Source organism: Enterobacter cloacae (assembly GCF_011078175.1).
Lineage (GTDB): Bacteria > Pseudomonadota > Gammaproteobacteria > Enterobacterales > Enterobacteriaceae > Enterobacter > Enterobacter cloacae_Q.
Genome location: NZ_JAALCJ010000011.1, coordinates 44,564 through 69,082, shown reverse-complemented (window position 1 = coordinate 69,082; position 24,519 = coordinate 44,564). Strand labels below are relative to the sequence as shown.

The 24,519-nt window shown below is 51.9% G+C and carries 30 protein-coding genes and 1 pseudogene; 20 read left to right on the top strand and 11 right to left on the bottom strand.

Features of this window, described 5'->3' with window-relative positions; all coding sequences use genetic code 11:
- Nucleotides 1-125 precede the first annotated feature (125 nt).
- Nucleotides 126-290 (bottom strand): hypothetical protein, encoded by a 165-nt coding sequence (locus G6Q29_RS19730; RefSeq protein WP_162183710.1) that lies wholly within the window; start codon nucleotides 288-290, stop codon nucleotides 126-128.
- 18 nt (nucleotides 291-308) lie between these two features.
- Here G6Q29_RS19730 and G6Q29_RS19725 point away from each other — a divergent pair, with 18 nt between their 5' ends.
- The gene (locus G6Q29_RS19725; RefSeq protein ID WP_022650027.1) at nucleotides 309-1,088 is read left to right on the top strand and encodes a hypothetical protein; all 780 of its coding nucleotides are present in this window, start codon (nucleotides 309-311) and stop codon (nucleotides 1,086-1,088) included.
- A gap of 152 nt (nucleotides 1,089-1,240) precedes the next feature.
- On the opposite strand, the gene G6Q29_RS21600 is transcribed toward G6Q29_RS19725, so the two are convergent.
- Nucleotides 1,241-1,486: a hypothetical protein gene (locus tag G6Q29_RS21600; RefSeq protein WP_032623563.1), complete on the bottom strand. Its 246-nt coding sequence runs from the start codon at nucleotides 1,484-1,486 to the stop codon at nucleotides 1,241-1,243.
- Between G6Q29_RS21600 and G6Q29_RS19715 the strand changes: the two genes are divergently transcribed.
- The 15 genes and pseudogenes from G6Q29_RS19715 to G6Q29_RS19650 all read left to right on the top strand — a co-directional run bounded on the left by G6Q29_RS19715 (nucleotide 1,479) and on the right by G6Q29_RS19650 (nucleotide 10,233).
- On the top strand, nucleotides 1,479-1,979 hold the full coding sequence (locus tag G6Q29_RS19715) for an antirestriction protein ArdA (protein WP_022650026.1): 501 nt from the start codon (nucleotides 1,479-1,481) through the stop codon (nucleotides 1,977-1,979). The two genes, G6Q29_RS21600 and G6Q29_RS19715, sit on opposite strands and share 8 nt — an antisense overlap.
- Nucleotides 1,980-2,021: 42 nt before the next feature.
- Nucleotides 2,022-2,213 (top strand): hypothetical protein, encoded by a 192-nt coding sequence (locus tag G6Q29_RS19710; protein ID WP_022650025.1) that lies wholly within the window; start codon nucleotides 2,022-2,024, stop codon nucleotides 2,211-2,213.
- Complete coding sequence (locus tag G6Q29_RS19705; protein ID WP_154590114.1) at nucleotides 2,197-2,361, top strand: hypothetical protein; 165 nt, start codon at nucleotides 2,197-2,199, stop codon at nucleotides 2,359-2,361. Before G6Q29_RS19710 ends, G6Q29_RS19705 begins: the two co-directional genes overlap by 17 nt.
- Before the next feature lie 14 nt (nucleotides 2,362-2,375).
- Nucleotides 2,376-2,630 carry a DNA polymerase III subunit theta gene (locus G6Q29_RS19700; protein WP_022650024.1) on the top strand — a complete coding sequence of 85 codons (255 nt, stop codon included), beginning with the start codon at nucleotides 2,376-2,378 and terminating at the stop codon, nucleotides 2,628-2,630.
- A 697-nt stretch (nucleotides 2,631-3,327) separates the two neighbouring features.
- Nucleotides 3,328-3,573: a DUF905 family protein gene (locus tag G6Q29_RS19695; protein WP_032623592.1), complete on the top strand. Its 246-nt coding sequence runs from the start codon at nucleotides 3,328-3,330 to the stop codon at nucleotides 3,571-3,573.
- Between the two features lie 68 nt (nucleotides 3,574-3,641).
- Nucleotides 3,642-5,627, top strand: coding sequence for a ParB/RepB/Spo0J family partition protein (locus G6Q29_RS19690; protein WP_022650022.1), 1,986 nt, complete (start codon nucleotides 3,642-3,644; stop codon nucleotides 5,625-5,627).
- Between the two features lie 42 nt (nucleotides 5,628-5,669).
- Nucleotides 5,670-6,092 carry a conjugation system SOS inhibitor PsiB gene (gene psiB, locus G6Q29_RS19685; protein WP_096149266.1) on the top strand — a complete coding sequence of 141 codons (423 nt, stop codon included), beginning with the start codon at nucleotides 5,670-5,672 and terminating at the stop codon, nucleotides 6,090-6,092.
- Nucleotides 6,092-6,823, top strand: coding sequence for a plasmid SOS inhibition protein A (locus G6Q29_RS19680; RefSeq protein WP_022650020.1), 732 nt, complete (start codon nucleotides 6,092-6,094; stop codon nucleotides 6,821-6,823). The genes psiB and G6Q29_RS19680 overlap by 1 nt, the downstream gene beginning before the upstream one ends.
- Nucleotides 6,814-7,044, top strand: a complete 231-nt coding sequence (locus G6Q29_RS19675; protein WP_022650019.1) for a hypothetical protein — start codon at nucleotides 6,814-6,816, stop codon at nucleotides 7,042-7,044. Before G6Q29_RS19680 ends, G6Q29_RS19675 begins: the two co-directional genes overlap by 10 nt.
- A 190-nt stretch (nucleotides 7,045-7,234) precedes the next feature.
- Nucleotides 7,235-7,384, top strand: a pseudogene (locus tag G6Q29_RS21770) (DUF5431 family protein); the annotation flags it as partial.
- Entirely contained in the window at nucleotides 7,332-7,454 is a 123-nt protein-coding gene (locus G6Q29_RS19670) for a type I toxin-antitoxin system Hok family toxin (RefSeq protein ID WP_176483648.1), read from the top strand. The pseudogene G6Q29_RS21770 and the gene G6Q29_RS19670, both read left to right, overlap by 53 nt.
- A gap of 879 nt (nucleotides 7,455-8,333) precedes the next feature.
- Nucleotides 8,334-8,606, top strand: a complete 273-nt coding sequence (locus G6Q29_RS19665) for a hypothetical protein (RefSeq protein WP_022650017.1) — start codon at nucleotides 8,334-8,336, stop codon at nucleotides 8,604-8,606.
- A 45-nt stretch (nucleotides 8,607-8,651) separates the two neighbouring features.
- Nucleotides 8,652-9,011, top strand: a complete 360-nt coding sequence (locus G6Q29_RS19660) for a hypothetical protein (protein ID WP_022650016.1) — start codon at nucleotides 8,652-8,654, stop codon at nucleotides 9,009-9,011.
- 87 nt (nucleotides 9,012-9,098) lie between these two features.
- Nucleotides 9,099-9,362 (top strand): hypothetical protein, encoded by a 264-nt coding sequence (locus G6Q29_RS19655; RefSeq protein WP_022650015.1) that lies wholly within the window; start codon nucleotides 9,099-9,101, stop codon nucleotides 9,360-9,362.
- A 40-nt stretch (nucleotides 9,363-9,402) separates the two neighbouring features.
- On the top strand, nucleotides 9,403-10,233 hold the full coding sequence (locus G6Q29_RS19650; protein WP_022650014.1) for an N-6 DNA methylase: 831 nt from the start codon (nucleotides 9,403-9,405) through the stop codon (nucleotides 10,231-10,233).
- An 18-nt stretch (nucleotides 10,234-10,251) separates the two neighbouring features.
- On the opposite strand, the gene G6Q29_RS19645 is transcribed toward G6Q29_RS19650, so the two are convergent.
- Nucleotides 10,252-10,479 (bottom strand): XRE family transcriptional regulator, encoded by a 228-nt coding sequence (locus G6Q29_RS19645; protein ID WP_369798832.1) that lies wholly within the window; start codon nucleotides 10,477-10,479, stop codon nucleotides 10,252-10,254.
- 784 nt (nucleotides 10,480-11,263) lie between these two features.
- Here G6Q29_RS19645 and G6Q29_RS19640 point away from each other — a divergent pair.
- Nucleotides 11,264-11,506 (top strand): hypothetical protein, encoded by a 243-nt coding sequence (locus tag G6Q29_RS19640; protein ID WP_022650012.1) that lies wholly within the window; start codon nucleotides 11,264-11,266, stop codon nucleotides 11,504-11,506.
- 82 nt (nucleotides 11,507-11,588) lie between these two features.
- A complete protein-coding gene (locus tag G6Q29_RS19635; RefSeq protein ID WP_022650011.1) occupies nucleotides 11,589-12,155 on the top strand; it encodes a DUF5983 family protein in 567 nt (188 codons plus the stop codon).
- Between the two features lie 91 nt (nucleotides 12,156-12,246).
- Here G6Q29_RS19635 and G6Q29_RS19630 read toward each other — a convergent pair whose 3' ends face one another.
- Complete coding sequence (locus tag G6Q29_RS19630) at nucleotides 12,247-12,555, bottom strand: hypothetical protein (protein ID WP_022650010.1); 309 nt, start codon at nucleotides 12,553-12,555, stop codon at nucleotides 12,247-12,249.
- A 230-nt stretch (nucleotides 12,556-12,785) separates the two neighbouring features.
- Here G6Q29_RS19630 and mobA point away from each other — a divergent pair, with 230 nt between their 5' ends.
- Nucleotides 12,786-13,121 carry a plasmid mobilization protein MobA gene (gene mobA, locus G6Q29_RS19625; protein WP_022650009.1) on the top strand — a complete coding sequence of 112 codons (336 nt, stop codon included), beginning with the start codon at nucleotides 12,786-12,788 and terminating at the stop codon, nucleotides 13,119-13,121.
- 21 nt (nucleotides 13,122-13,142) lie between these two features.
- The gene (locus tag G6Q29_RS19620) at nucleotides 13,143-15,842 is read left to right on the top strand and encodes a relaxase/mobilization nuclease domain-containing protein (RefSeq protein ID WP_022650008.1); all 2,700 of its coding nucleotides are present in this window, start codon (nucleotides 13,143-13,145) and stop codon (nucleotides 15,840-15,842) included.
- 66 nt (nucleotides 15,843-15,908) lie between these two features.
- On the opposite strand, the gene G6Q29_RS19615 is transcribed toward G6Q29_RS19620, so the two are convergent.
- From G6Q29_RS19615 to G6Q29_RS19585, 7 genes are all read right to left on the bottom strand, one after another.
- Nucleotides 15,909-16,112 carry a hypothetical protein gene (locus tag G6Q29_RS19615; RefSeq protein WP_123839396.1) on the bottom strand — a complete coding sequence of 68 codons (204 nt, stop codon included), beginning with the start codon at nucleotides 16,110-16,112 and terminating at the stop codon, nucleotides 15,909-15,911.
- Between the two features lie 133 nt (nucleotides 16,113-16,245).
- Nucleotides 16,246-16,515 carry a hypothetical protein gene (locus G6Q29_RS19610; protein ID WP_022650007.1) on the bottom strand — a complete coding sequence of 90 codons (270 nt, stop codon included), beginning with the start codon at nucleotides 16,513-16,515 and terminating at the stop codon, nucleotides 16,246-16,248.
- 73 nt (nucleotides 16,516-16,588) lie between these two features.
- Nucleotides 16,589-18,889, bottom strand: coding sequence for an F-type conjugative transfer protein TrbC (gene trbC, locus G6Q29_RS19605; protein ID WP_022650006.1), 2,301 nt, complete (start codon nucleotides 18,887-18,889; stop codon nucleotides 16,589-16,591).
- 3 nt (nucleotides 18,890-18,892) lie between these two features.
- Nucleotides 18,893-20,149 carry a hypothetical protein gene (locus tag G6Q29_RS19600; protein WP_126530067.1) on the bottom strand — a complete coding sequence of 419 codons (1,257 nt, stop codon included), beginning with the start codon at nucleotides 20,147-20,149 and terminating at the stop codon, nucleotides 18,893-18,895.
- Nucleotides 20,130-21,338 carry a hypothetical protein gene (locus G6Q29_RS19595; protein ID WP_022650004.1) on the bottom strand — a complete coding sequence of 403 codons (1,209 nt, stop codon included), beginning with the start codon at nucleotides 21,336-21,338 and terminating at the stop codon, nucleotides 20,130-20,132. The genes G6Q29_RS19600 and G6Q29_RS19595 overlap by 20 nt, the downstream gene beginning before the upstream one ends.
- 320 nt (nucleotides 21,339-21,658) lie before the next feature.
- The gene (gene excA / locus G6Q29_RS19590) at nucleotides 21,659-22,291 is read right to left on the bottom strand and encodes a plasmid IncI1-type surface exclusion protein ExcA (protein WP_022650003.1); all 633 of its coding nucleotides are present in this window, start codon (nucleotides 22,289-22,291) and stop codon (nucleotides 21,659-21,661) included.
- Nucleotides 22,292-22,352: 61 nt separating this feature from the next.
- A complete protein-coding gene (locus tag G6Q29_RS19585) occupies nucleotides 22,353-24,512 on the bottom strand; it encodes a DotA/TraY family protein (protein WP_022650002.1) in 2,160 nt (719 codons plus the stop codon).
- Nucleotides 24,513-24,519: the final 7 nt, after the last annotated feature.

Here is a 24,519-nt window from a genome sequence, read left to right as displayed (position 1 = left end):
TGTCGTTAACTCCGCTTTTTATGCCGCGCTGGCGCGGCGGATGTGAGCGCCGTGCCTTCACTTTAGCCCGAACGCTGCAAATGCAAGGGTTCGCTCCGCCGCCATCCTCGCCCGGTCGCAGTGATTTAATGCTTCATGCCGTTCTTCCCGTCGTTCTCCCGCTCAATATTCGCGGGAGAACCGTCCAGACCGTCATCGCTGTTTATCTGCGCTGCGGCCTCCGGTGTCGCCCCTGCATTTTCCGCTCGATGTCGGGCTGTCGTGTCGGCACGGCGAAGACGTCGCCGCATTCAGAAGAGGAGAATATCATGACCATTGCTTACCGCTTTATGCACCGTCATACCCGAAACACGCTCGTAGCCCGCGGCTGGCCAGCCAACATGGATATCGATACAAGCCTGAATTACTCCAGAGGAGAAGGCGTTGCGTTCTATGGCCAGCTCGATGCTTTACAGTTGCAGCGTCTGTTACCTGAGATTGCACTGCGTGGTTTGATGTCCGATCAGGCAATGAAGGTGCTGCTGTCATTACTGGCAGGAAGTGAACTGATTGTCCGCCTTTATCGTAATTCGCTGGGGCATCGTAAGGCTCATGCCGGAACCATTTCGCTTGAATATGATAATTGCCCTGAGGCTATGTCCACGAAACATATCCTCTGTCTGCTGAAAGCCCTGCGTGACGAGATTAACCACGTCTGTAGCTGCGTGGCATCCGCCGGATACCGCCTGATGGAAGCCTTGCGCCCCGCCGCTGAACCGCTGGTATTTACCCGCCGAACCCGTAATTTCCTCCTGACAGTAACGGAAGTGGAGCAGGTGCAGGATGATGCGCAGTGGGATAATGAGACGCTCGACGCGCGTCTTAAAGCGGTACTCGACGGGAAGGAAACCTTTCGCCGTCTGCAAATCCGTCTGGAATGCAATGGCCGTACAGTCGGGCAGACCCACGTGCCTTATGCCCTTCGTCACCCTGACAGCCCATCCCGCGACTGGTTTGACAGACACTGGCTGCGGGATGTGGTCAGCAGCGCACGAACCGAGATTGACGCGATGATGAAATCCTTCTCCGGCATCCGGATTGCCGCCTGATTTTGGGCGGGGCAATGCGCCCCGCCTTATTGCGAAAAGGATGTCGCACGCTCCGCTTTACCGGCGCCCCCTCCACGATGTTACGGGGACGCAGGTGAAAACGTCCGTGCGGTCTGCGGCTAACGCCGTGCCTTCACTTTAGCCCGATCGCTTCAGATGCAAGGGTTCGCTCCGCCGCCATCCTCGCCCGGTCGCAGATTTTTACGCCTGATGCCGTTCTTCCCGTCGTTCTCCCGCTCAATATTCGCGGGAGAACCGTCCAGACCGTCATCGCTGTTTATCTGCGCTGCGGCCTCCGGTGTCGCCCCTGCATCTTCCGCTCGAAGTCGGGCTGTCGTGTCGGCACGGCGTAAGCCGGAACTCAGACGACACAGACACTGGAGGAGTTTTATGAACACTACCACCCCGGCGATTTATGTAGGTACATACCACAAATACAACTGCGGTAGCCTCTACGGTAAATGGTTTGACCTCACCGACTTTGATGATAAAGCAGAGTTTCTGGAAGCCTGCAACGAGCTGCACGCCAATGAATCCGACCCGGAACTCATGTTCCAGGACTGGGAAGGGATCCCGTCAGCATTTGCATCCGAATCTTCCGTTGACTGGAATTTCATTGAAGCCTACAAGCGCGCAGTAGAAGACGGTATGGATGCTGCATTTATTGCCTGGGTGGAATACTCCGGAGAGTGTGATTATGACGCCTTCGAGGATGCTTATTGCGGAGAAGCTGAGAGCGAAGAGGACTACGCCTGGACTATGGCAGAAGAGTGCGGCCTTCTCAATGACATTCCGGAATCGCTGCGTTGCTATTTCGATATGGGAGCCTGGGCGCGGGATTTGTTCCTGGATGGTCTGGTATTTCTGGATGGCTACGTGTTCAACGGTTGATGTCAGAGGCGGGGCAGGGCCCCGCCACAAAGGAGAATAAAAATGAAACTTGATCCACAGACCCGTGACATCCTGCGTCAGTACAAAAATATTATTAACGCCCGTCGACGTGAAAATGGTCAACGGGAATTAAGAACGGAGCAGGTGATCGACGAAATATGCTATTACATGACCTGCCAGCGTGCGGTGTATATCGGCGGTCATTTCATTTTGCAGGGTGGAAAAGGTAACTGATAACCTGGCAGGCGGTATCATCCGCCTGTTAGCCCGCGCGAAAAACCCTGGCAGGCTTTGCCTGCCGGCGGTTGTTACCGCGCCTGCGGCGCAGTTACAAACCGCCCCGGCAGAAAAAGTCAGCAACGATCTCGTTGCAGGCGCGTGAAAGAGAGGAAAAACATGAGCGAATTTAATCTTTCGGTACGTTCAAAAGAGGATCAGGACAGGATCGCCGTAGACCTGGCCGCGTCAGGTGTGGCATTTAAAGAGCGGCTAAATCAGCCAGTGGTGCCGGAAATTGTGGCACGAGAGGTGCCCGAAGAGCTTCGCGAATATTTTCTGGAAAGGTTGCGCCATTACCGCCAGCTTAGCCAGCAGTTGCCGAAAGCCAGCGATCCACAATATTCCGAAATGGCCGAGGCAAATAAAAAGTAATTTTTTCAGTAAGATATGCTGTAAATCAAACTCATTGCCTTTGTTGCAGTGGGCGTCCGGGCGGGCTGTCATGCTTCGCACAGAGCCAGCAAAGCTGTCTCTGCCCGGCCCCTGCGGGGCAGCGGGTGTCCATCCCATGACGCAACCCCCATCGCTTGCAGCAGCCGTTCCGGCTGCGCCGCTCAGTCGCGCCGTTTCCTGCGCTCCCTGCATCACGCCGTAAATACCCCGTCGTGATGTAGGGGGCAATGTCGTTTCGCCGCGCGCGGCTTCCCGTCATTGCGGCGTGTCCCTGCCCATTCCATCCGGTCCTTTTACACCCCTTTGAGTCCCTCCTCCGGGTGCTGAGACCGCCACAGTCCTCGTGGCTGTCCAGGGTGAATGCTGACGCACGGCCACCAAAACTTTTTGCAGGCAAAAACTTTTTGCGTCCGCCCCGGACATCTGCCTCGGCCGGTGTCGTTTACGCACCTGCGGCGAAGGTTCTCAAACGGGTGATGTTTTATCCCCCGGGAAAGTTCAGCAGGTTCCCGCGAAACGTCAAAACCGCGGCTCCCGTAACTCAACGGGTGATGGGTTTTAAAACCAGCCACTTTTTTAAAGGAAGTATTCAGTGGGAAAAACATTACAGGAATTTCTGAATCAGCCAGTGCTGCTGCGCGAACCCACCGCCGAAGAAAACGAACTGGCGGCTCTATTGAATGGCAGTACTGTCACTGCACCCGTGGTGCTGCCTCAGGGGCCGTTTACCCGTGAAGAGGCGACCGCTCTGGTGGCGCAGTACACCAACGTCAGTATTGAGAACGATCAGGGTACTTATTTTCAGCTTGTTGTGCGGGGTGAAGAAGGGTTTTTGACGAAGTGCGCGTGGAACTTTGAGAACGACGTGGGGGCATTGCTTAACCGCGCTCTTGCCAGTTACAGAGCCAGAAAACAGCAGTAAGAAGGGGCCCTGTCGGAGCTGTCACTCCGCAGGGCAAGACAATCATTAATACTGAGAGGTACTAAATCATGACAGTTGCAGATGTTAAATCAAAAGCACCAAAAAAAACCAGTAAGAATAAAACTGCCGGAAACGAGGCGCTGAAAACAGCCCTCGATGCGGCAGTCATTGAGTATGTTCCGCTGACCGATCTCATTAAATCACCGCTGAACGTACGCACGATGCCCTACACCACCGAGAGCGTTAAGCGACTGGCTAACTCCATTGAAAGCCTCGGACTGCTTCACAATCTGGTTGTCCATGCCCTGCCCGAGGGAAAATACGGTGTGGCAGCAGGTGGTCGGCGTCTGACTGCGCTGACGCTCATGTCTGAAATGGGGCGTATCAAACCAGATTATCAGGTTCCGGTTAAACGTGTCAGCGACGAGCTTGCTGTTGAGGCTTCTTACGCCGAGAACAACGAGCTTGAAACCATGCACCCTGCCGAGCAGATCACAGCGTTTGGTACACTGGCGGCGCAGGGAAAAACTCCCGCGCAGATTGGTGAGGTGCTTGGGTACGGTTCCCGCCACGTCCAGCGCATGCTCAAACTTGCCAGTCTTGCCCCGTCACTGCTTGCACTTCTGGCAGAAGGTCAGCTTGATGTTGAACAGTGTCAGGTGTTGTGTCTTGAAAGCGATCCTGAGCGTCAGGTTGCTGTTTACGAAAGCGTAAAGGAGGAATGGGGACGCACTACCGTAAACGCACTTAAAAATCGTATTACGGAAAGTGAAATTTCTGTCTCGCATCCACGTTTCGCATTTATCGGGCGGGAAGTTTATGAAGCCGCAGGCGGAATTGTCCGTGAAGATCTGTTCAGTGAGCAGGAAGGGGACGGAACAGTAGACAGTCTGCTTGTTGAACGTCTGGTACTGGAAAAACTTGAATTGATCGCTCAGGAAATCCATCAAAAAGAGGGCTGGATGTGGGGTACCGGACGTCTGGCTGCAATTAACCTTTACGGACCTGACGGAAAGGACTACCGCATTCTACCGGAGCCAGATGCAATCTACAGCGAAGATGACAGCCGCCGTATCGATGAACTGTCCGACAAATTTAACGCTCTGGATCCTGACAGTGATGAAGCCGAGGCCATTAGCAGCGAAATATCCCTCATTGAACATGCCGCTGAGCTTCGTGGGTGGACAGAAGATCTGAAAGCAAAATCAGGCGTGGTGGTGAGCTACATGCACGGTGCGCTTCGTATTCAGCGTGGTATATGCCGCATGTCTGATTTACCTGACCATGACAGTAACGGAGAGGATTCCGCGCAGTCTCCTGCCGTGACTCATATGCATCGACCTGATGCAGCAGAAGGGATCAGCATCCCGCTGCTCACCAAAATGTCATCCGAGCGCACTCTGGCGGTACAGGCCGCGCTAATGCAGCAACCTGAAAAGGCTGTGGCGCTTATGGTCTGGCGTATGTGTACCTGCGTTTTTGCTGGATGTGTGACCACGCCGCATCCGTTCCGTATCAACCTGACCGTTTCTCACAGCAGCCTCACTGAGAACGCCCCATCCGGTAAAGAAGGCGCAGCGTTTGAAGCCCTGATGACCGAAAAAGAGCGCCTGAAAACCCTGCTGCCAGCAGGATGGGAGAAGGACTTCACGACCTTCTTCGCCCTGAACGGAGAGGTACTGATGTCATTGCTGGCCTTCTGTGCGGCTTGTTCCGTAGATGGTGTACAGACGCGTGATAATGGACACACATCACGTAGCCCTCTCGATACGGTTGAGGCCGCGATAGGTTTTCACCTTCGCGACTGGTGGCAGCCTACAAAAGAGAACTACTTCGGTAGCCTGAAACATTCACAGATAGTCACTTCACTTAAAGATGCAGGTCTGACTGGTGCCGCTGCTGACGCAGAAAAAATGAAGAAAGGCGACGCGGCAGTGCATGCGGAGTTCTTTATGAAGCAGAACCGTTGGGTTCCTGCATGGTTACAGTCACCGCAGCCTGATGCAAAAGACAGCACCGATACCGACACTGACAACGCGGCAATTGCCGCCTGATAAGGATAGCCGCCCTACGGGGCGGCAATAAGGAGATATCTGATGAATATGCCAAACTTTAAGCTTTCCTCCATGATCGGTGAAGATTTCGAAACCTGCCGCGCCGCTGGTTACTCCTACCGCCGTGAGATGACACACGCTGTTATGGGGGCACTGAGTGCGCCTGAAAACTGGGATGTTAACGGGGAGTATCGTAGCGAGTTCGGGGGCTTATTTCCCGTGCAGATCCGTTTTTCGCCCACTCATGGCCGATTTGAAGTGGTTCTGTGTAGTCCTGGTGAGTTTAGTCAGGACTGGATCATGCTGTTGGTCTGGAGAAAAGGGCAGGAAGTATCCTGTATCCGCTCATGCCCACAATCTGACGCTGCTGTGATAAACCATGTGCTGAGCCTGACCAGCAGGCTGGACAGTGATGGATACTCAATATTCGATATTCTCTCAACGCTGCGCATGGAGGTGGCCTGATGATCCCTCGTCACCTTTCTCTTGTCACGCAACTGCCGGAGCGTGAGGCAGCGTTACGAGCCATTATTGCCGTAGAAGAGGGGGGCGGGCGGTACGGAAGCCGACACCCGCAGCCGTATCCCTATTCCAGAGCATTTTTCCGGTTCCTGACTGGTAGCAGTAAAATTAGTGGAAAGGCGATCAACCAGGTGCGCGGGGCGTACTGGCTGAAGGGCGATAAAATTTCTCTGGCCCGATATGAAGAGGCGTTTGACATACTGATCAGTAGCCGCGGTCGCCTGTGTTACCCTCCGCTCGGTACCAACATGGTGCAGAACCTGTTTCCGGAGCAGGCGTTCAGCATCAGAGAGCGCCACACGCAGCGGGAAGTGCGCGAGGATAATCTTTATTCCCGTCAGGAATCACGGCGACACCGTGAAAAGGAAGAGAAGTACCAGAACCGCGTGGGGCAGGCTGAAATCGACCTGGCATTTCAGACACCGGAGACACTGCGTGCATGGTATGAGTTCTGGTCCCAGCAGGATATACGGGACTATGACATCCAGCGAATGTTGTGGGCGTGGACGGAACGCAGCCCCTCGTTGTCTCATCTGGTGAAGGCTTACTACGACCGTGCGCAAGACATTGTTCTCGATGTACATGATGTGGCGGGATCCTCAACACCGGCGGAGAAAGAGCTGGAGCGCTGGATGGTACCGAACAAAATCACGCTGAGGTCTATATGGCCGTGAGAAACAATCCGTGGAAAACGGAGCTGAAGGTTGCCCGCAGCCAGCGCAATAAACTTCGGACTATGTCGGAAAAGCTGAAAGAGATGTGCTATGAGTGGGACGGATTAAGCGGCTGGCTGGAGACTGAAAGTGAGCGACTCGCAGAAAGCATTGATCAGCATCTTGAAGCGCTCGACGAACAGATACATAACTGGTCCACAGGCAGAAGTGATCCTGAGTAAATCAGGTAAAGGTCAGGATTTATCCAGTAATCAGACTGTTATTCCTGGGCAGAATCGGCTCGTCGGGATATAATGGCGATGGCGCTTGAGGCTTTTTGCCTCATGACGTGAAGGTGGTTTGTTGCCGTGTTGTGTGGCAGAAAGCAGAAAGCCCCGTAGTTAATTTTCATTAACCCACGAGGCCCCCTGTATGTCTGATCAACAACAGTATGGCCTCTTACCGTGCTTAATGCAAGGAGGAGTAAACCATGAAACTGCCGCGAAGTACCGTTATCTGGTGCGTACTCATAGTGTGTCTCACACTGCTGATATTCACTTACCTGACGCGAAAATCGCTTTGCGAAATTCGCCTGAGGGACGGACAACGGGAGGTCGCTGCAATTCTGGCTTACGAATCCAACGGTAAGTAGCAACCTGGAGGCGGGGGAAACCCCGCCTTTTCAGGGCTGAGTTGGTTTGACATGCCTGAAGCGCCTTTATGAAGGGGTTGCCGGTTCGCCGGTAGCCCCTTTTTCCATCCCGACGCGACCGCACGCCTGAACTTCCGGGACGGACCGTACCCCTGCGGGGTTCGGGGGAAGCGGGGCGCGCCTCCGGCGCTGCCCCTCTGCTCCCTCTGGTTTGTCCTCGCTCAATCAATCAATTCCTGGCTGCTGTTAATTCACGCTGTTGCGATTAGTCTGCTGAAGCTGTGCTTCAGAAAGGACTTTTCCGAGTGCCTCATCCTGTCTGTTTTGATCGATATCCTGCTGGTTAGTTCTCTTCGCTGCAGTTCCGTGATGGGCAGAGCCAGAAAGACGGGCAGGGCAATGGCCACCTTCGGCTCCTGGCCCGCGTGGCGGTCCAGTCGTCGAGCCCCACTCCGCCAGGCAGCTGCTTACGCACCAGCCAGTCTCCGCCGAACCCGCAAGCGGTTTCGGGCTATCGCTAGGGTCTGATGGCAAAGGTCAACAACTGCGGCTTCTCCGGCCGTACCGTCCGGAACGCCTTCACCGCGCCGGCGAAGCCGTCGCTCTAATGGCGACACGCCGTTCCGACGTGTCGGGTGTGTGCACTCCTGTTCACCCGCGTGAGTCCATCCCCCGTGTGTCCTCACGCGGAGGGCTGGTCGTAGCACCGTCAGGACGTCATCCAAAGGGTTAAATGAACGCCGCCAAAACTTTTTGCAAGGGACTGCAAAAACTTTTGTCTGCGCCCTTTTCCTGCCGCCCCGCCGTCGCTCCTTTGCCCTTTGCCGCGAGAGAACTCACCAGGGAGATGGGCAACCATCACCACAGGAGAAAACCAGGATGCACACACGAAACGTCAACGTCAAAACCGCCGCTCAAGAATCTTCCAGGAAGATGGAGGAAGAACAAAACCCTGTTTCTGTCGCGAAGGAGTGGGTGGCTCAGGCCACTGCGCTGAAAGAGGGCGTCACTGTCACCGTGTCCGATGTGTCCCGATACGGCGATGTGCAGGTGGAGATCCGCACCAACGGAACGCTTAACTGGCGCGCCTGGTCGTTTCAACCTGATTTTCTTTTTGAACTGAAACGCAACCTGCAATACGTACAGCTGTAACCCCACGCCGGATATCCGGCATGTACTGATAAAAGGAGATAAACCATGCATTTACACACGACTGATTCTTTCGCTTCTCTTGATTCCAGCGCCAGCGCCGAATCGGAAATGGCCTACTGGCTGAGCCGTGAAAAGTCCGCACTGATCGCCCCCGTGGAAATCGATGTGAACAAATTCCACGATGCGGCAGGAATGCACCCACCGATGATCAACTGGCGTTGTGACACCGCGCAGGACACTGAAACCTTCATGCTGGCAGAGATGATCTGTATGAACGTGACGGACATTTTTGTCCGTATTGGAAAGCGTTATTTCCGCGTACGTGATTACAGCAACCTGAATCACGCCGATATCGTGGCGAAGGTGAAAGCAGCATTCAGCCCTGAGAGCCAGAGCCAGAAATGAAAAAAGCAGGCTTACACCTGCTCCATCCACGCCGGATTTGAGCGATTCCAACGAAAAAATCCGGCTTTCACTAAAAGGAACAAACCCATGCAATTCAGTGAAGTTTCGATTGTTACACCAACCGCCCTCTATGTCCAGATGCAGGAGGCTCAAAACGCGCCCGTGAAAAAGCAGGTGCGTATCAAACGCGGTGAAATCGCCTGCAATGCCCTCAGTCCGGAAATGCGGGCACTGGGGCGTCATATTGCGCACTGCCGGAAAAAGGGGCGATCCGTACGTATTCCCGCCATGCGCGGGAGCGAGTGGGGTCATGTGCTGCGCACGCTTGAACTGAGCCGCGCCTGTAACTGACAACAACGCCGCCCCTGACGGGGCGACAGGAGAAAAAAACATGACCCAGATTAGCTTTGCCGATTTCTTCAATGAGACAAAAAGGCGCGGAGCCGCCCGCCCTGTCGTGCAGACGGCTCCGGCTGTCCAGTCAGAGCAAGTCCCCCCGCGTCTTATCAGCATCGACACTGCGCGTAAGCAGTTTATCAGTCTGTTTAACCAGACTGCCCGCCACCTTCACCGCTGGGATGTATTCAGCGATTTTGTCAGACTTGCCGCGAGCGAACTGGATATTGCGCGGGTGAGAACGCCAGAGAGCGCGGAAAACTGCCGGAAGATCTGCGCGCGATACGATGCGGACGATATCCGCAATTTTCATGAGTTGTTCCGTCTGATGGTTTGCGCGCTGGAGGCTAAATTCCATGACTTCATCGGCTCAATTTTTATGGAGCTTGAGCTGGGGTCGGGAGGTATGGGGCAATATTTTACCCCCTATTCTGTCCAGTCAATGATGGCCAGAATGCTGGTTTCCGGCATCAAAGAGACGGTCACGCGGGAGGGTATCGCGACGATAAGCGATCCGGCCTGCGGTTCGGCAGGAATGATTATTGCCTATGCTGAATGTCTACTTGAGGCTGATATCAATCCGTCCGCGCACCTGTTCGCCAGTTGCATCGATATTGATCCGGTTGCTGCCGATATGGCATTTATCCAGTTGTCTCTTTTGGGGATTGCGGCGGAGGTGGTGACAGGGAACACGCTCACGATGCAGTTCAATCGTGTACGGTATACGCCTGTTTACTATCTCAACGACTTTGAAGCGAAGCTGAACACTCAGCGCAGACTTAAAGCCATGATGGACTTTATGTGCGATTTATCGAAAGCCGCCTGATACGGGCAGGGGAGGTGCTCAGCGCCTCCCGATGAGTCCAGCTGCTCCGGTTAGAGTCTGGATCATGGTAATTATCTTTTCTTTGGTGTTTTTCCGGTGTCCGAAGGAAGGAACAGCAGCAGCGATAGAAAGTGTTACGGTTGCCAGCTCTACTACCCGCGATACCTTTTCCGACTTCTCGTAAACTTTCCATGTTCGCAGGCTGACTCCAAGCTCTTCGGCCGCCCTGTCACTGCTCCAGTTCATACCTTTTCGCCATAAACGAAGTTCGTAACCCGTCATTTTCTGATACCTAAATAAGTGCAGATTCTGCACTTATTTTAGTGTTTTTTTTGTGGGAAAGTATATATGAATAAAGTGCAGATTCTGCACTTTTATTGATTTTTTTTTGTGGATTAATGTGATGCTAAATGACGACGAAAAGCATGTTGTCAGGACTGACATCTGGGTACCTTCGGCTCCCCGTCGCTGCCGGGTCGTCGCCTGCACTTCGCGTGGTGGCCGTACGCCCACCGCGCTACGCGGAGCCGCACGCGTCTCCGTCCTGACGGATAGCAAGCGATACCTGAACCCATCCCGCTTGCAGCTGCCGTTCCGGCAGCGCCGCTCCCACTGACCGCCACGGCGGCCGCAAGGGAACGCCGGATTAACCGGCGCCTTCTGCCTTCCTGTCCGTTTCTGCCGTGAAAGCCTTTCATTACTTATGCACTCTGACAGAGCGCCTCTGTTCAGCAAGGGACGCTGACGCTTTCCGTCCAGATTTTTTCTCGCAGGCTCCAAATAATCTGTCCTTCACCCCTGCTTTCCATCGTCACCCTGTCAGGGCATTAGCGTAATGAAGGCATTTCCCTCATTGCAAGAAAACGGAAAAGGACGACGGCAGAAAAGGCCGGATGGCCTGCAAGATTTGCGTCGTAAGACGCGCAGGATATTGCCGGAAGACTGGCAATAAAAAAGCAGGGCGGGTGCCCTGCCTGTTTACACGGGCTGCTGTAACAGCTCGTTATCACAATGACTCTGAGGAGGCACTATGAAAGACCAGTTCATCGTCGCATGTCGCGAATACTTTGTAAAGGAGCGGGTTAAAACCCGTCATCCACGGAAAATCCGCGAAACGTTGAAACCAGACGCTATCGCGCCACATCTGAAACAACTGGGGACATCACTTGTCCGTTGCGGGCGTATTCATAAACCGATCCATATTCCAGCACTTAACGGGGCTGAATGGGATCACGTCCTGAGTACGCTTGAGCTTTCCCGCGCGTACGCCTGATAACCACCGCCCTGCAACGGGGCGGTAATTTAATAACACAGTGCCGGAGTATTATCCGGCACATTTTTGGAAGGAATGGAACATGCCACACTACATATCCCGTGCGCCTCATGGCGTCACCTGTATCCGTCTTGATAACGGTGATGAAGCTCTCTTTGTGAATGGAGAACTGATTTCCTCATGTACAGCCAGTGAACTTTATCCGCGTATTATTGCATCAGGGTTGAACCTGTCGACGGCACTTAGCTTGCCATTTAAACAGCTTACTGCTCAGGTTCCTGATAACCCTAAATGGACATGGGAGGATGTTACTGCATCGCTCGGATGGGGACAGCGTACTGAACTTAATCACAAAGTTTTGCGTTCTGTTCTGGAATGTAGTCTGAGCCATATTACGCGGAGGGATAGCGAGATTCTGAGCGAACTATGTCACGCCGAGTATGAAAGCGAATGGATCCATGAATCCGATCTGGGTTACATCATTCGTGTTGATGCCGTCAGTTATCCGCTTCTCATTCTGAAACATCATGGTATTTCAAAAGCGGCGAGAATAGTGATTTACACTGCCATGATAAAGGCTGACATCAGCATGGTTCATTTTACTTCATGGGGAGAAATGCTGGCAGACGTTCCGACCTTTGAATGGTAATTTCTATATCATCTCCCTTCTTACCAGGCTGAAAAAATATTTCATCCTGGTAAGAAAAATTTCAGTACATCACATCTTCAGGATGCAGGAATTATTTCGTTGGTGATGACGAATTTTCTGCCGTCGACCTGCGATTTTTACGGGCTGGTTTGTTTTTATCAGCATCACGAACGATTTCACGAAGTGCTCTCTCACTGATTTCATACCCCGTGGTTTTTAGTGTCTCTTTAATGTCTGAGACCGTGTAACCTTTGGTTTTTACCAGTGCTAACAGGTCATCACGGATTGCATCCAGAAATTCCTTTTGTGATTTGCGCTGAGGTGTCAGATCCGGTAAACCAGCCAGAGTAACCTTTGCTAGCTCGATATCTTCATCTGAATAAAACGCCTTCTTACTCATCTTCTTACCCCTTTCAGAATATTGTCATCCAAATCATAACATTGACCACTCAAAAGTGGCAGTGCTCCGCACTGCCTATGCCGTCAAATCGCCACTAGGCGAAACAGCCAGCGAAGCGTATAATGACTCGAAAGACGGGACAGGATGTGCATTTGTAATACCGCGCACGCACGATATCACAAATGCCACCTGGTCAGGGCTCCGCCCCGACACCCGAGTAAGGAGCACACATGAGCGACAAAGCATCCCGAAGGGGAAGTGATAAACGGCAGAAAACCGTAATCAAGACCCTGAGATTCACGCCGGATGAAATCGAAGAGATTGAACAGAAAGCGGAAGCAGTGGGGCAAAGCGTATCGGCTTATATCCGTAACGCAGCGATGAACAGAAAGATGATTTCACTCATCGACGACAGCTTTATGACCGAGCTTTTAAGGCTGGGGAGACTGCAAAAGCATCTCTTTGTTGAAGGGAAACGAGTGGGTGATAAGGAATACTCCACGGTCCTTGTCGCAATAACAGAACTGTCGACCACGCTCAGAAATAAACTCATGAACAACGGTTAGCACGGAGAGAAGAACAACATCATGATCCCGGTTATTCCACCGAAACGACAAGACGGCAAGTCCTCCTTTGGGGACCTGGTTTCGTACGTTTCTGTTCGTGATGAGCCGCGCGATGATGATTTAATGGAAGCCGTTAGAGCTTCCGGAACAAAGCCAGAAATGCCGCACAGCAGCCGCTTTTCCCGTCTGGTTGACTACGCTACTAAACTGCGTGATGAGTCGTTTATCTCGCTGGTTGACGTGATGCCTGACGGCGGGGAATGGGTGAATTTTTACGGTGTGACCTGTTTCCACAATTGCACATCAATTGAAAGTGCAGCTGAAGAAATGGAGTTCTCCGCACGTAAAACGAAGTTTGCCCATAACAAAAGCGACCCTGTATTCCACTATATTCTGAGCTGGCAGTCGCACGAAAGTCCGCGCCCTGAACAGATTTACGATTCGGTCAGCCATACACTTTCCCGTCTCGGTTTAGCGGGCCATCAGTTCGTTGCTGCCGTTCACACTGACACGGATAACCTCCACGTTCACATCGCTGTAAATCGCGTACATCCGGAGACTGGTTATCTTAACCGTCTTGCTTACAGCCAGGAAAAACTGAGTAAGGCCTGTCGTGAACTGGAGCTCAAACATGGGTTTTCACCTGACAATGGCTGCTATGTGATTGCCCCTGATAATCGTATTGTTCGTCGTACCTCTGTTGAACGCGATCGTCAAAGTGCCTGGAAACGTGGCCGTAATCAGAGCCTGAGAGAATATATCGCTGACACGGCAATAGCTGGTTTACGGGAGTCACCGGTGACCGACTGGTCTTCTCTCCATCAGCGTTTTGCGAAAGAAGGCCTGTTCCTGACAAAGGAGAGCGGCGAGCTAAAAGTGAAGGATGGCTGGGACAGTGAACGTCCTGGCGTTACGCTTTCTGCGTTTGGACACGCCTTTGATACCGATAAACTTATTCGTAAACTGGGTGAGTTTGTTCCTCCTGTACAGGACATTTTCTCGCAAGTTCCGGCTGTCGGCCGCTATGAACCAGACAAGATTATTATGCCGTCTCGCCCTGAACGGATGACAGAGAAAGAATCCTTATCGGACTATGCGATCGCACGTTTACGGGCGCCGCTGATTGCACTTGATCAGGATCCAACGCAGCGAACCATACAGTCAGTGCATACGCTTCTGGCACAGTCTGGACTGTATCTGAAAGAACAGCATGACCGTCTGGTTATCTGTGACGGGTATGACTCAACGCGTACACCTGTCAGGGCGGAACGTGTGTGGCCTGCGCTAACGAAGGCTATTCTGGACTCGTATAAAGGAGGCTGGCAGCCGGTACCGAAAGACATTTTCCAGCAGGTTCCCCCTGCGGAACAGTTCACCGGCGGCAGTCTGGAAGCCACCCCAGTATCCGACCGGGAATGGCGAAAACTGCGAACAGGTTCGGGCCCGCAGGGGGCGCTGAAACGTGAGATTTTCTCTGATAAGGAAAGCCTCTGGGGCTATGCGGTTTCACACTGCCGTCAGGACATTGAGTCGCTTATCGGTAGTGGTGAATTTACCTGGGAACGCTGTCATGAGCTACTGGCGCGTCAGGGGCTGTTGCTGATGCGCGAGCAGCAGGGCCTGGTTGTGATGGACGCTTACAATCACGAACAGACCCCTGTAAAGGCCAGCCACGTTCATCCTGATCTGACGCTTGCGCGTGCGGAACCCCATGCTGGTTCGTTTGTTTCGGTGCCGGCAGACATCTTTGAACGTGTTAAGCCGGCCAGCCGTTACAATCCGGAACTGGCCGTGAGCGACCGCGATATTCCGGGTATGAAGCGTGATCCTGAATTGCGTCGCCAGCGTCGCGAAGCGCGCGCAGCTGCGCGAGAAGATCTGAAAGCCCGTTATGCAGCCTGGCGGGCTAACTGGCAGCGCCCTGATTTGCATGGCCGTGAACGTTACCAGGCGATTCATGACGAATGCAGGATACGTAAAGCGCGCATCCGTATCGAACATCGTGACCCTCTGGTGAGGAAGCTGCATTATCATATTGCAGAGCTTCAGCGCATGCAGGCACTGATTGCGCTGAAAGAAACCATGAAGGCTGAACGAGCTGAGCTTATCGGGCAGGGGAAATGGTATCCGCCGTCTTACCGGCAGTGGGTTGAAGCTGAAGCGGTGAAAGGTGACAAGGCTGCGATATCGCAGCTGAGAGGATGGGATTACAGGGATCGTCGTGGTAATGCGGTGAAATCTACAACAGACAACCGATGTGTCGTTATCTGTGAGCCAGGCGGAACGCCGATGTATTCCGGTGTTCCTGGCCTGCGGGCTTCACTGAAGAAGAACGGTCGCGTCCAGTTCCGCGATCCGGAGACAGGCCGCCATATTTGTACCGACTATGGCGACAGGGTTATTTTCCGGAACAGTGGCGATTACGATGCGCTTAAGCGGGATATGGTCAAAGTCGCGCCGGTTCTCTTCAGCCGTTCTCCGAGCGTCGCGATGGCTCCGGAAGGGAATAATGAACAGTTCAATACAGCTTTTGCCAAAATGGTGGCATGGCACAATGTGAACCACCGTGATGAAGGTGAATACCAGATCTCGCGACCGGAGGTCGACCAGGTGCGTGTTGAAAGCGAGATGCGCTTTGCTGAAATGACGAATCAGGGGAGTAATACAGAAGCTGTGCGCAATGAGTCAGGACCAAACTGGAAACCACCTTCACCGTTATAAGCATTCGGGGACCAGATGGAATTTAGCCCGCAGATAAGAAATAAAAAAGGCCGCAAATGCGGCCTTTTAAACTTTTAGAGGATGTTTTATGTCATAACAAGCGACAACGCCCGTGACTACATGGAACGCAAGCAATACATAGGCAAAGCCGCATGATGTCCAGAAGACAGCAAAACTATCATCAGCACCTATGAAAGAAGCGAAAATAAAGAATAACTGAAGTGAGCAACCTGCAATAGATAAAACCAGTGTCTGTTTAGGAATGTTCATTCTCTGCCCCCTGTTTTATCAATCATACTTATCAATTTCTCGTACTGCCAGCAGAACGGGATAGTGTGAATCTGTGCCCAATCCGGAGGGTAGCATAATCAGGTCAAAAAAAAGGCCGCTTTCGCGGCCTTATTTAGTTGAATGCGATGCGTGGGACTAATTCCCATTCAGCATGGTCTTTCTTTAAAACACATTTGTATTCAGAACCATCGTGTTTTATCTGCAACCCAACAGTATAAAGCTTCTCGCCATCGGAGCAGGCGTACACCTTCTGCTGGTTCGTGAGGAGGATGTTACGGATTTCAGTCAGCTGCGCCACGGCATCGGTGTCGATAACGGGCTGGGGCGCTGCAGCGGCAACGCATGAAAAACCAAAGAGGGCGGCAAATAGTAGTTTCTTCATTTCATTTCCTTCATTTCTATATCATTTTGTTTATCGGCAGCTGTTCCTGAAACAAGACAATTTTTTTGAACTATCACTCTGGCCACTCCATATCCGGATGTGGTGAATCAGGCAGTTTCGGGGAGATAAATGGCTCGTTTCGATATCTGGAAGGAGGAATATAAGCCGGCTGCGGGAGTGTCAGCGTTCTCAGTATCGCATCTGGTGCGAGCTGAATTTCTTCAGCGCTTACTTGCGTCGGTTCCGATTCAGGCTTATTAAGCGTGATGTACCGTATTGTACGTTCTGCCATAGTGGTTGTTCTGATTACCTCCAGCGCTTCTTCCCAGAGGTTTTCTTCCCGTCCACGGTGGTCCGTATCATATTCAGTCATCAGATTATGCGCTTCCTGGCGATTGGCCAGACGCTGCTGAAAGGTATCGATTATCTTCCAGGGTTCAGCTTTTGCCGCTTTACGCCGACGCGAGGGCTTTTCTGTCAGAACACCAATGATTTTGCTGACGTTCTCCGGAGCAGGAAGACGTCGCTGCGCTGTTCGTGGAACAAGTTTACGTAGTTGCTTAAGGTTCGGTGGGTTAATCGTGATGTATCGGTTGATAATGACGGGTGCATTGCACGTTTTGTCCTGCGGCTCGATGTAGAAGGATGCTCCCGGAACCGGATCGCCCTGAAACACCGTGTAGTTCTCACCTGGCTGCAATTTAATCAGATCCTGCACATTGATTTTGTTCTCCATCTGAATATTGATGTGGTCGCCATCGATCCAGGAGGTACCAATGATACCGTCACGCCGTTGCAGGCTGACCATGTTCGCCCGGGCTTCCTGTCCTGCGGCATTAGTGATTGTCTTTGCCGTTTTATCATCACTTACGATTTTACCCGCAACCTTAGTGCCGGCGTTTTGCATCAGGGTGGCAACGTTTGTGGCTGAGGTCTGGCTTTCAATGCGCTCCTGGTCCTGGCTCATCATGACGATAGAAAAGTCCAGGGAACGTACCTGTGTGGCCTGAACGGCAATACGCTCGGTATAATAGGCTCCCACCTCGTCGAGATAGTTCATGTAGGGGAAGGGGCCTTTGTATTTGGTGATTTCGAGAGCTTCGGAATCTAGCCCTTCCAGACGATGTCCCAGGTCCCGGGCCAGTATCATGCTCTGCTGGGTAACAAACATTCTCCCCAGTGCAGAGGTTGTGTGCTGAGAGGTGTTCATTGCCGGGATAAGGACCAGGAGTATCCGGTCGCTGTGAATGCTGTCGCGAATATCAATGTCACCGGCATCCTCAGCGAAGATATTACCGAACGTTTCCGTAAATGTGTTGAAGGTTTCCAGAAACTGCCCAGTCAGGTAGCTGTGCTGCTTGCGCGGCTCTTCTGTCCAGGCTGAAGGCTGGCGAACGGTGGCCATATCGAAACCCGGTACGTCTACCAGATAATTATAGAGCGGAGAGACAGCTTCCTCTGGCCATTGATCGTCTATGGCACGGCAGTAAAGCTCTGCCAGTTTCTCCAGTGGCATAAACTCGCGCAGCAGCTGCAACGACATGGTTTTGTTTTCACGGACGCAATAGAACTTTGTGCCAAAAACCAGCGCCTTGTTCATTGCAATTGCTCTGGACTGCCATTCTCCCCCCTGTACGTTGGTCGGCAGCATTGATTGCATCGTCTCAGCAACAAAGGCCTCAGTGCTATAGCAGAAGGGGTTCCACTGGTGAGACTGTGGCCGACTTTTATCACCGTTGTGGATCATCTCACTGCGGGACATGCCGCTATTCATGAAGTTGATGTATTCCACATCATCCTCACGCCCAAAGCGGCGGGCCAGGTAGTAGCAGGTGCGCGCCGTGTCGTTCTGCGCCTTACCGTCAACAAAGGTGAAGCCCCGACCCCAGCAAAATGAATTGAGCATCCACGCATAGATGGTTTCGGTTTTCCCTCCACCGGTCGAGGCAAAGAACATCACATGACGGGTCAGGTCATCAATGGTGAGCCAGAGTTCGCGACCGATATCATTCATTCGCCTGTAGCCGAGATAGAATATTCCCTTACCTTTACTTTCCTGCGTTGTTTCATACTGAAACAGTGAGGGAAACCTTCTGAACAGGCTGCGTCGTACCTTCCGGTCTTCAGAGGGGTCTACTTTATTCAGGTGGACAGGCATTCGCATGGGCATACGCCAGCGGTGTGTTCCAAAGCTGATGCTGGCCACGATGGCCAGCAAAAGCAAAAGCGGTATGGCGAGTGGCCAGATAAACCCCGCCACCACACTTCCTGCCATAATTCCGGCATACAGCAGGTGGTCGCGCAAAAGCTCAAGAACAGGGGAGTTCCAGGCATTGCGCTTCATGAGCGCCTGGTTAACGGGCGTATAATTCATGGTTTACTCCTGGATACTGAGGGAACTCACAAAGCGGTCGACCTGTTCTGGTGACATTGGATCTGTAATTTTCAGGAAGTGATCAATTTTATCCGGCGCGGTCAGCATGCCCGTTGCCAGGCGAATGCCCGTGTCAGTCAGCACTGTCGGCGTACCTGAAAAACCAAAGGTGCGGAAGCCAGTATCGTTTACGGCTACTACGGCCTGAGCCGACGCGGAACAGTCTGAGCTCACCTGTGGAGGTGTTGTCTGTCCCGGAACCAGCATACCTGCGTCCGGTCGGAAAAGAACACTCCATGCAACAGCACGAGCTGTCTGGTCCTTCTCGCATAAAACCGGAATGATCTTCTCTACAGCATCGCCGCCGTCATTCACGACTGATACAGGGAATACAACAACGTTGTAACGCTGCGCCAGCTGTTCGATTGCCGGCTCCATACTTCTGCAGACCGCACAGGTTGGATCGAGGAATGCATACAGCGTACGCTCATGCCCGGTTGAGAGCTGGATGGTGAACAGACCTCGATCGGTACTGCGCTTCAGTATTTCCACCATCTTCTGTCGCGCTGACTGTTCCGTCGCTTCTTTTTTTACTGATGTGGTTGACGTTACCGCTGCCGGTGCTGTTTTCAGGGCTTCAGAAGGCGAAGCCGGTAAGGATTTATGACTTTCCTTCATAATATTCTGCATGTTGTCGGATTCAGCCTGGGCAGCCTGAATGACTGTATTGCCTGCCGCCGGGTTGGCTGGCTCCTGAACAGCGGCAGTCTGCCGCGGCCGGGCCGGTGCGATTGCGCCTGGTTCTGCCGGGATAGTCAGTGTCTGGTTTCCCACATTGAGTGAGAAATGGTTGTCCGTACCCAGGAGCCATAACGAAGATGCTATCAGCGCGCCGCTCACAAACAGGGCAAGGGACTTCATACGGCGTTTCATTATTGCCTTACTCTGGGTTTTGAGGTGTCGCGCTATGGTGTTGAAGACTTCCGCTGCATCGTGCATCGGGTCATCAAGAAGTGTCACGGCTTCTGCTGAATATGGATAAAAAGCGATGAGCTTTTTATCGTGGATGGCCATACGCTGAGGCTCACGAAAGGTGAACAGAGCCTGAGGAACACCATGTCCGTGTTGATGTAAAACCACAATGGTGTCGTTACAACGAAAGGTGGTGTAGGTGCTTTCCAGCGACATAATGAGACTCCAGTAGACAGTAAGATAATTAGCGTCAGAAATGAGCGAAATTTCAGAAGATGAGATCGTCATCGTCACCCGGGCGAGTGATGACGTCTTCCGTGAGTGACCAGTTGGTCCGGATGCGACGCTTGCGGTCGCGGTCTGGCTGAGGTTCGTTCCAGATTAGCCCCAGGGACAGCATATCGATGCGCAATCCCTCAATGGCTTCATCGACGCAGGCTTGCGGGCAGGGGAGGCCAAGTCGGATAGCCTCACTCTCGGTGCGGGCGACGGCGACGATACCTGCACCTTCAATAAATCCTTTGGTGGTGTTTGCCCGGTGCAGGGCATAGAAGAGTGGGCGGTCTACCCCCTTTAGCCATAGCCAGTTAGGTGGTGTCAGCCGTAAATCATGTGCGTACAGCCAGACCAGACCACTTCTGACGTAACGGTGCTCACGCAACCACTGTTTCGCGCCTTCGCTCTGGATGACGCGCTTAAAAGCGGTTCTCGCCAGCGCATAGACCGGAACTGAGAATTTCCCCTTATCACGGCGGCTTTTTATCCGACAGGAGCGGTTCAGGGCATCCATTAATTGACGTGCGGCCGGTCGGTCGTCCAGGAAAAACTGAAGGCCGAATATTGCGAATAATGCCTTTTCATGAGGGGCGAGACTTTTCCATCCATTAAGTGGACGCCCCAGTTGGGCCATAAAAACAGCCCTGCAGCGGGCAACATCGAGCTGCATATTACTGATGAGTTCATGCTCTTCAGCGAAACCCTCAGGGCTTTGTGCCGGACGTCTTTCTTGACGACGTTTATCAAGCAACAGGCGACTGGAATTCCCCTCATTAAGAATGGGGGCAATTGCAGGAGAAATGGTTTCCATAGCGAAGGGCAGCGTGCTGATATTGAGTACCCGTCGCGTTTGCCAGTTTCGTGCAGGATGGCATAACCAGCTCCACAGCGAAGCGGTAGACAGGGGAATGAGGAATATCATCAGGATCACCGTCGTTTGCTTCATCACGTTGATCCACTGATCGTAAGTGATGTTTTCGGCATTGTTGGCGGTGACGGCCAGCAGGTTATAACGCGGTGCGGCCCAGGTGTGGAAGGGGCCAAAATCAGCCATGCCCCACAGGGTATGCAAAATGAAACATGACCAGTACACAAACTCAGGCAAGAACAGCCATGCAACAAGCAGAAGCATAATGCCCAGGATGGCGAGGGCTCCAAGAAATTCAAGCGGATCAGTCGTTCCCGCGCGAGCGGATGTCATGGAAAAGCTCCCTAAATAAAAACGATGAAGACTAACTGAATAAAAGAGGGCAGCAGAGCCCGAGCTTACGAAAAGTTAGCAAGCGTATTTACTGGTGATAACGGCAGGTGAAATTATATTGATTGGTCAAATATTAGATTGTTGAGGATCTGATACGGATCTCCTTTGTTTTAGTGAGGGTCATTAATAAGATGGGTTGTGGTTTTTATTATCATCATCTGTTTTAAAGTGAATTTTCAGAGCGATGATCTGCGTTAATGAAATCAATGAAAATAGCCGGCAATTAAACCGGCTATTTATTGGAGGGTATTGGATGTGTTTCAGGCAAGAACGGGAACAGGTAGCCCTGTCAGAGATTCGATCTCGGCACGTTTTTTATTCACGACATCGTTAAAGTTGAAGTTATAGGTGTATCCTTTGTTGTTCATTGCATGCAGATGGTTAGCAATACTGGATGCAGCACCGGTATCGATAGGAATCATCGGCAATGATGTGAACCTTGTGAAGAGACGCAACTTTGAATCTTCAACCTCTGTACGTGTCAGGCTGTAAGCATCGAAGCCAATGACATCCATGACATTGCCCGGGTAGATTCGGACGTACAAAAAGGTTCCTTGCTGAAAGTCGAAACCCAGGTAGGTACTTTTCCAGAAGAGCCAGCCCTCAGAACCGCTTTCCGGTTTGAAATGACCCGTCTCCTTGATTTTCTCAACAACAGCAAGGATCTTTTTTTTGCGTTTCTTGGCTATAACATAATTGATGGCAAATGGACCGAATAACAGTAAGCAACTTGTTATGGCGTATAGATATGCCTCCGGGCGTACGTACTCATCCATGATGATTGAAATGGAGCATAGAAAAAAAATCAGCAAGAAAGAGATTATACCGAACTTTAAAAATAAAGACTTTGCAACAGAGTATAAAACCCACCACTTAGGGAATCTATCTTTCACAGTAAACCCTCCTTAGGTATTTCACTCAATGTTATAGCACTACTGGATAGATGTCCACATCTCAACTTTTTATTCCATCATTATTTGTTTCCCCTGGACCATTCATACCCTTCGTATTAACGCCAGGGGTATGCCGTATATTCCTCCCACCGGCTACGAACATATCTTTGACAGAACCAGCCATGCTTCCAAGAGTATTTGCTGCATCTCTACCGCCAAGGAACGAAATGACGTAGTCAGGTAAATATGCCTGTAAGGCAAATATGCTAGATACCAGTGTCGTGCAAATTCGAGCATAGATCATTAAAAAACCAGCCATGCTGAATAAACCTGTTAACGAGTTGGCTTGAACATTGACCAGTGCGACACCAAAAAGTGCATGAAGGATAGTGCCAGTAGCAACAATCGCAACAGATGCAAAGAAAAATCCAAAAACCATAAGTGCGGGACGAATCATGGTATCTATAAAGTAAATGTAACCATAAGCCGCACGACTGCCTCGATCCTGAGACGTACCTAGGTGAGTTGCCCCCCATAGAGGTCCCGCAGCGCAACCTACTAGAACACTGACAATCCAGTTACCAATACCAGTCATCCAGAAGATAAACGGAATAAATGGCAAATAGATTGAAAGTGTAAATCCAGCGCTAAACATAAGTAGTAACAAGAAATATACTGCTGGCGAAATGGCATCAAGCCCTTTATCTACAGCGCTAATTGCTCCTGTCATATTGACAACCTTCCCGAGAAGGGATGACTCTCCACCCGCAACAGCAGCCCGTATGACCGTGTATGCTGTTAAAGTTCCCTCCGCTGCAACCAGCGTGTAATCTCCAACATTTTTCATTTTAACTAATGGGTTTACCTGCCCTGTTGAGGTTCCTGTCCCACTATAATTTGTTGCGATGTTGCTGGTTAAACTGACGAAAAATGGAGCGAACGAGTTCATTAATATGCTATTTGGGTCATTACCTTCAGAAGCACTTAACTCGTTTTGTGATGTTGCTGTACCTGCTGGAGGTGCATAATTAGAGTTTTGTAACTGGGTACGGTAGGCGCTCATTACCGCACTGAACAGGTCTCCGCTGCCAATTTCCCCAAGGGATGACATCCCACTGGTTGCCGGCGCGCGACTGGCAACTTCTGTCAGGCGTTGATTGGCCGTTGCAAAAGTCTGGTACCAGGCACCGAGAGCCGCCCAACCATAAGTGTCGAGGTAATTCCTGACAGCATCCTGTATGCCATTTTGTTCACTCTGCGCCGGTAGTGCGTGCTGAACAGTTTGTTCGTACGTACTGGCTGCTCTCTGAATGCGGGTTTCAATATCCGGGAGTGTGCCGTTGCCGGTTGTTCGTTTATTCATAAACCCTGCCATAAACTCGCTGGCCGCGCTGTCCATATCCTGGATCATTGCTTCCATAGCTTTGTTTTGCGCATCCACCACTTCACTTGTATCGCGGTTACTGAAGGGGTTAAAGAAGCTTCCGGAACCAGACGAGGAGTCCGATTTCTGTTGTTCCGGTATCGTCGCCGTGCCGCACACACCGCTGCCGTTGGTGACCCGGTAGGTATAATTCCCTCCAGAAGAACCGGATACCCCTGCCATTCTGGCTGTGGTCGAATTTGCCGTGCTGTTGTAATCGTCCAGCGCAGTATTGATGGCATATTTACAAAGCTGCATCTCAAAAATACCGCGTGCAGAAGTTCGGGTCGAAGCCTGTGTGGGCTGGACAGTCAGGGAGTAGCCGCTGGCAATATCACTGGCTGCTTTGGACACCATCAGGTTGGCAGAACCTACGCCCATAATCGACGCGCCCCAGAGAATTATGAGCTGGGACATGCTCCAGCCATTGGCGGTCGGGATAATCATCAAAAATCCTGACACTGTGCTCAGTGTGCTGGTGATATCGCGATCCCCGCTGAATACCTTGCCCTGATGCCCCGTTTTATTAATGTGCTTCAGACCAATAAATACAAACCAGACGACGGCAAGGACGGCGATAATTCCGTTAAACAGAGCAAACAGATTCCCGATCATCGTGGTATTGCCGGCGGCGAGAGGGTCCAGCACCACATCGCCGAAGATAGTGACCAGTGCCTGTCGGGAGAGGTCCTGTGCATTGGTTGCAGCAGAGACTATGTCATCGTAAGTGACACCTGCGCGTGCCGGGGTAACAGAGATAAGCAGCCCTGCACAAAGCGCACGAATGAGATTTTTCACGGTAACT

Coding starts and splice junctions, on each gene's coding strand:
- G6Q29_RS19730 (WP_162183710.1), bottom strand. CDS start 290: ATGCGGCGACGTCTTCGCCGTGCCGACACGACAGCCCGACATCGAGCG.
- G6Q29_RS19725 (WP_022650027.1), top strand. CDS start 309: ATGACCATTGCTTACCGCTTTATGCACCGTCATACCCGAAACACGCTC.
- G6Q29_RS19715 (WP_022650026.1), top strand. CDS start 1,479: ATGAACACTACCACCCCGGCGATTTATGTAGGTACATACCACAAATAC.
- G6Q29_RS19710 (WP_022650025.1), top strand. CDS start 2,022: ATGAAACTTGATCCACAGACCCGTGACATCCTGCGTCAGTACAAAAAT.
- G6Q29_RS19700 (WP_022650024.1), top strand. CDS start 2,376: ATGAGCGAATTTAATCTTTCGGTACGTTCAAAAGAGGATCAGGACAGG.
- G6Q29_RS19690 (WP_022650022.1), top strand. CDS start 3,642: ATGACAGTTGCAGATGTTAAATCAAAAGCACCAAAAAAAACCAGTAAG.
- psiB (WP_096149266.1), top strand. CDS start 5,670: ATGAATATGCCAAACTTTAAGCTTTCCTCCATGATCGGTGAAGATTTC.
- G6Q29_RS19680 (WP_022650020.1), top strand. CDS start 6,092: ATGATCCCTCGTCACCTTTCTCTTGTCACGCAACTGCCGGAGCGTGAG.
- G6Q29_RS19675 (WP_022650019.1), top strand. CDS start 6,814: ATGGCCGTGAGAAACAATCCGTGGAAAACGGAGCTGAAGGTTGCCCGC.
- G6Q29_RS19665 (WP_022650017.1), top strand. CDS start 8,334: ATGCACACACGAAACGTCAACGTCAAAACCGCCGCTCAAGAATCTTCC.
- G6Q29_RS19660 (WP_022650016.1), top strand. CDS start 8,652: ATGCATTTACACACGACTGATTCTTTCGCTTCTCTTGATTCCAGCGCC.
- G6Q29_RS19655 (WP_022650015.1), top strand. CDS start 9,099: ATGCAATTCAGTGAAGTTTCGATTGTTACACCAACCGCCCTCTATGTC.
- G6Q29_RS19650 (WP_022650014.1), top strand. CDS start 9,403: ATGACCCAGATTAGCTTTGCCGATTTCTTCAATGAGACAAAAAGGCGC.
- G6Q29_RS19645 (WP_369798832.1), bottom strand. CDS start 10,479: ATGAACTGGAGCAGTGACAGGGCGGCCGAAGAGCTTGGAGTCAGCCTG.
- G6Q29_RS19640 (WP_022650012.1), top strand. CDS start 11,264: ATGAAAGACCAGTTCATCGTCGCATGTCGCGAATACTTTGTAAAGGAG.
- G6Q29_RS19635 (WP_022650011.1), top strand. CDS start 11,589: ATGCCACACTACATATCCCGTGCGCCTCATGGCGTCACCTGTATCCGT.
- G6Q29_RS19630 (WP_022650010.1), bottom strand. CDS start 12,555: ATGAGTAAGAAGGCGTTTTATTCAGATGAAGATATCGAGCTAGCAAAG.
- mobA (WP_022650009.1), top strand. CDS start 12,786: ATGAGCGACAAAGCATCCCGAAGGGGAAGTGATAAACGGCAGAAAACC.
- G6Q29_RS19620 (WP_022650008.1), top strand. CDS start 13,143: ATGATCCCGGTTATTCCACCGAAACGACAAGACGGCAAGTCCTCCTTT.
- G6Q29_RS19615 (WP_123839396.1), bottom strand. CDS start 16,112: ATGAACATTCCTAAACAGACACTGGTTTTATCTATTGCAGGTTGCTCA.
- G6Q29_RS19610 (WP_022650007.1), bottom strand. CDS start 16,515: ATGAAGAAACTACTATTTGCCGCCCTCTTTGGTTTTTCATGCGTTGCC.
- trbC (WP_022650006.1), bottom strand. CDS start 18,889: ATGAATTATACGCCCGTTAACCAGGCGCTCATGAAGCGCAATGCCTGG.
- G6Q29_RS19600 (WP_126530067.1), bottom strand. CDS start 20,149: ATGACGATCTCATCTTCTGAAATTTCGCTCATTTCTGACGCTAATTAT.
- G6Q29_RS19595 (WP_022650004.1), bottom strand. CDS start 21,338: ATGACATCCGCTCGCGCGGGAACGACTGATCCGCTTGAATTTCTTGGA.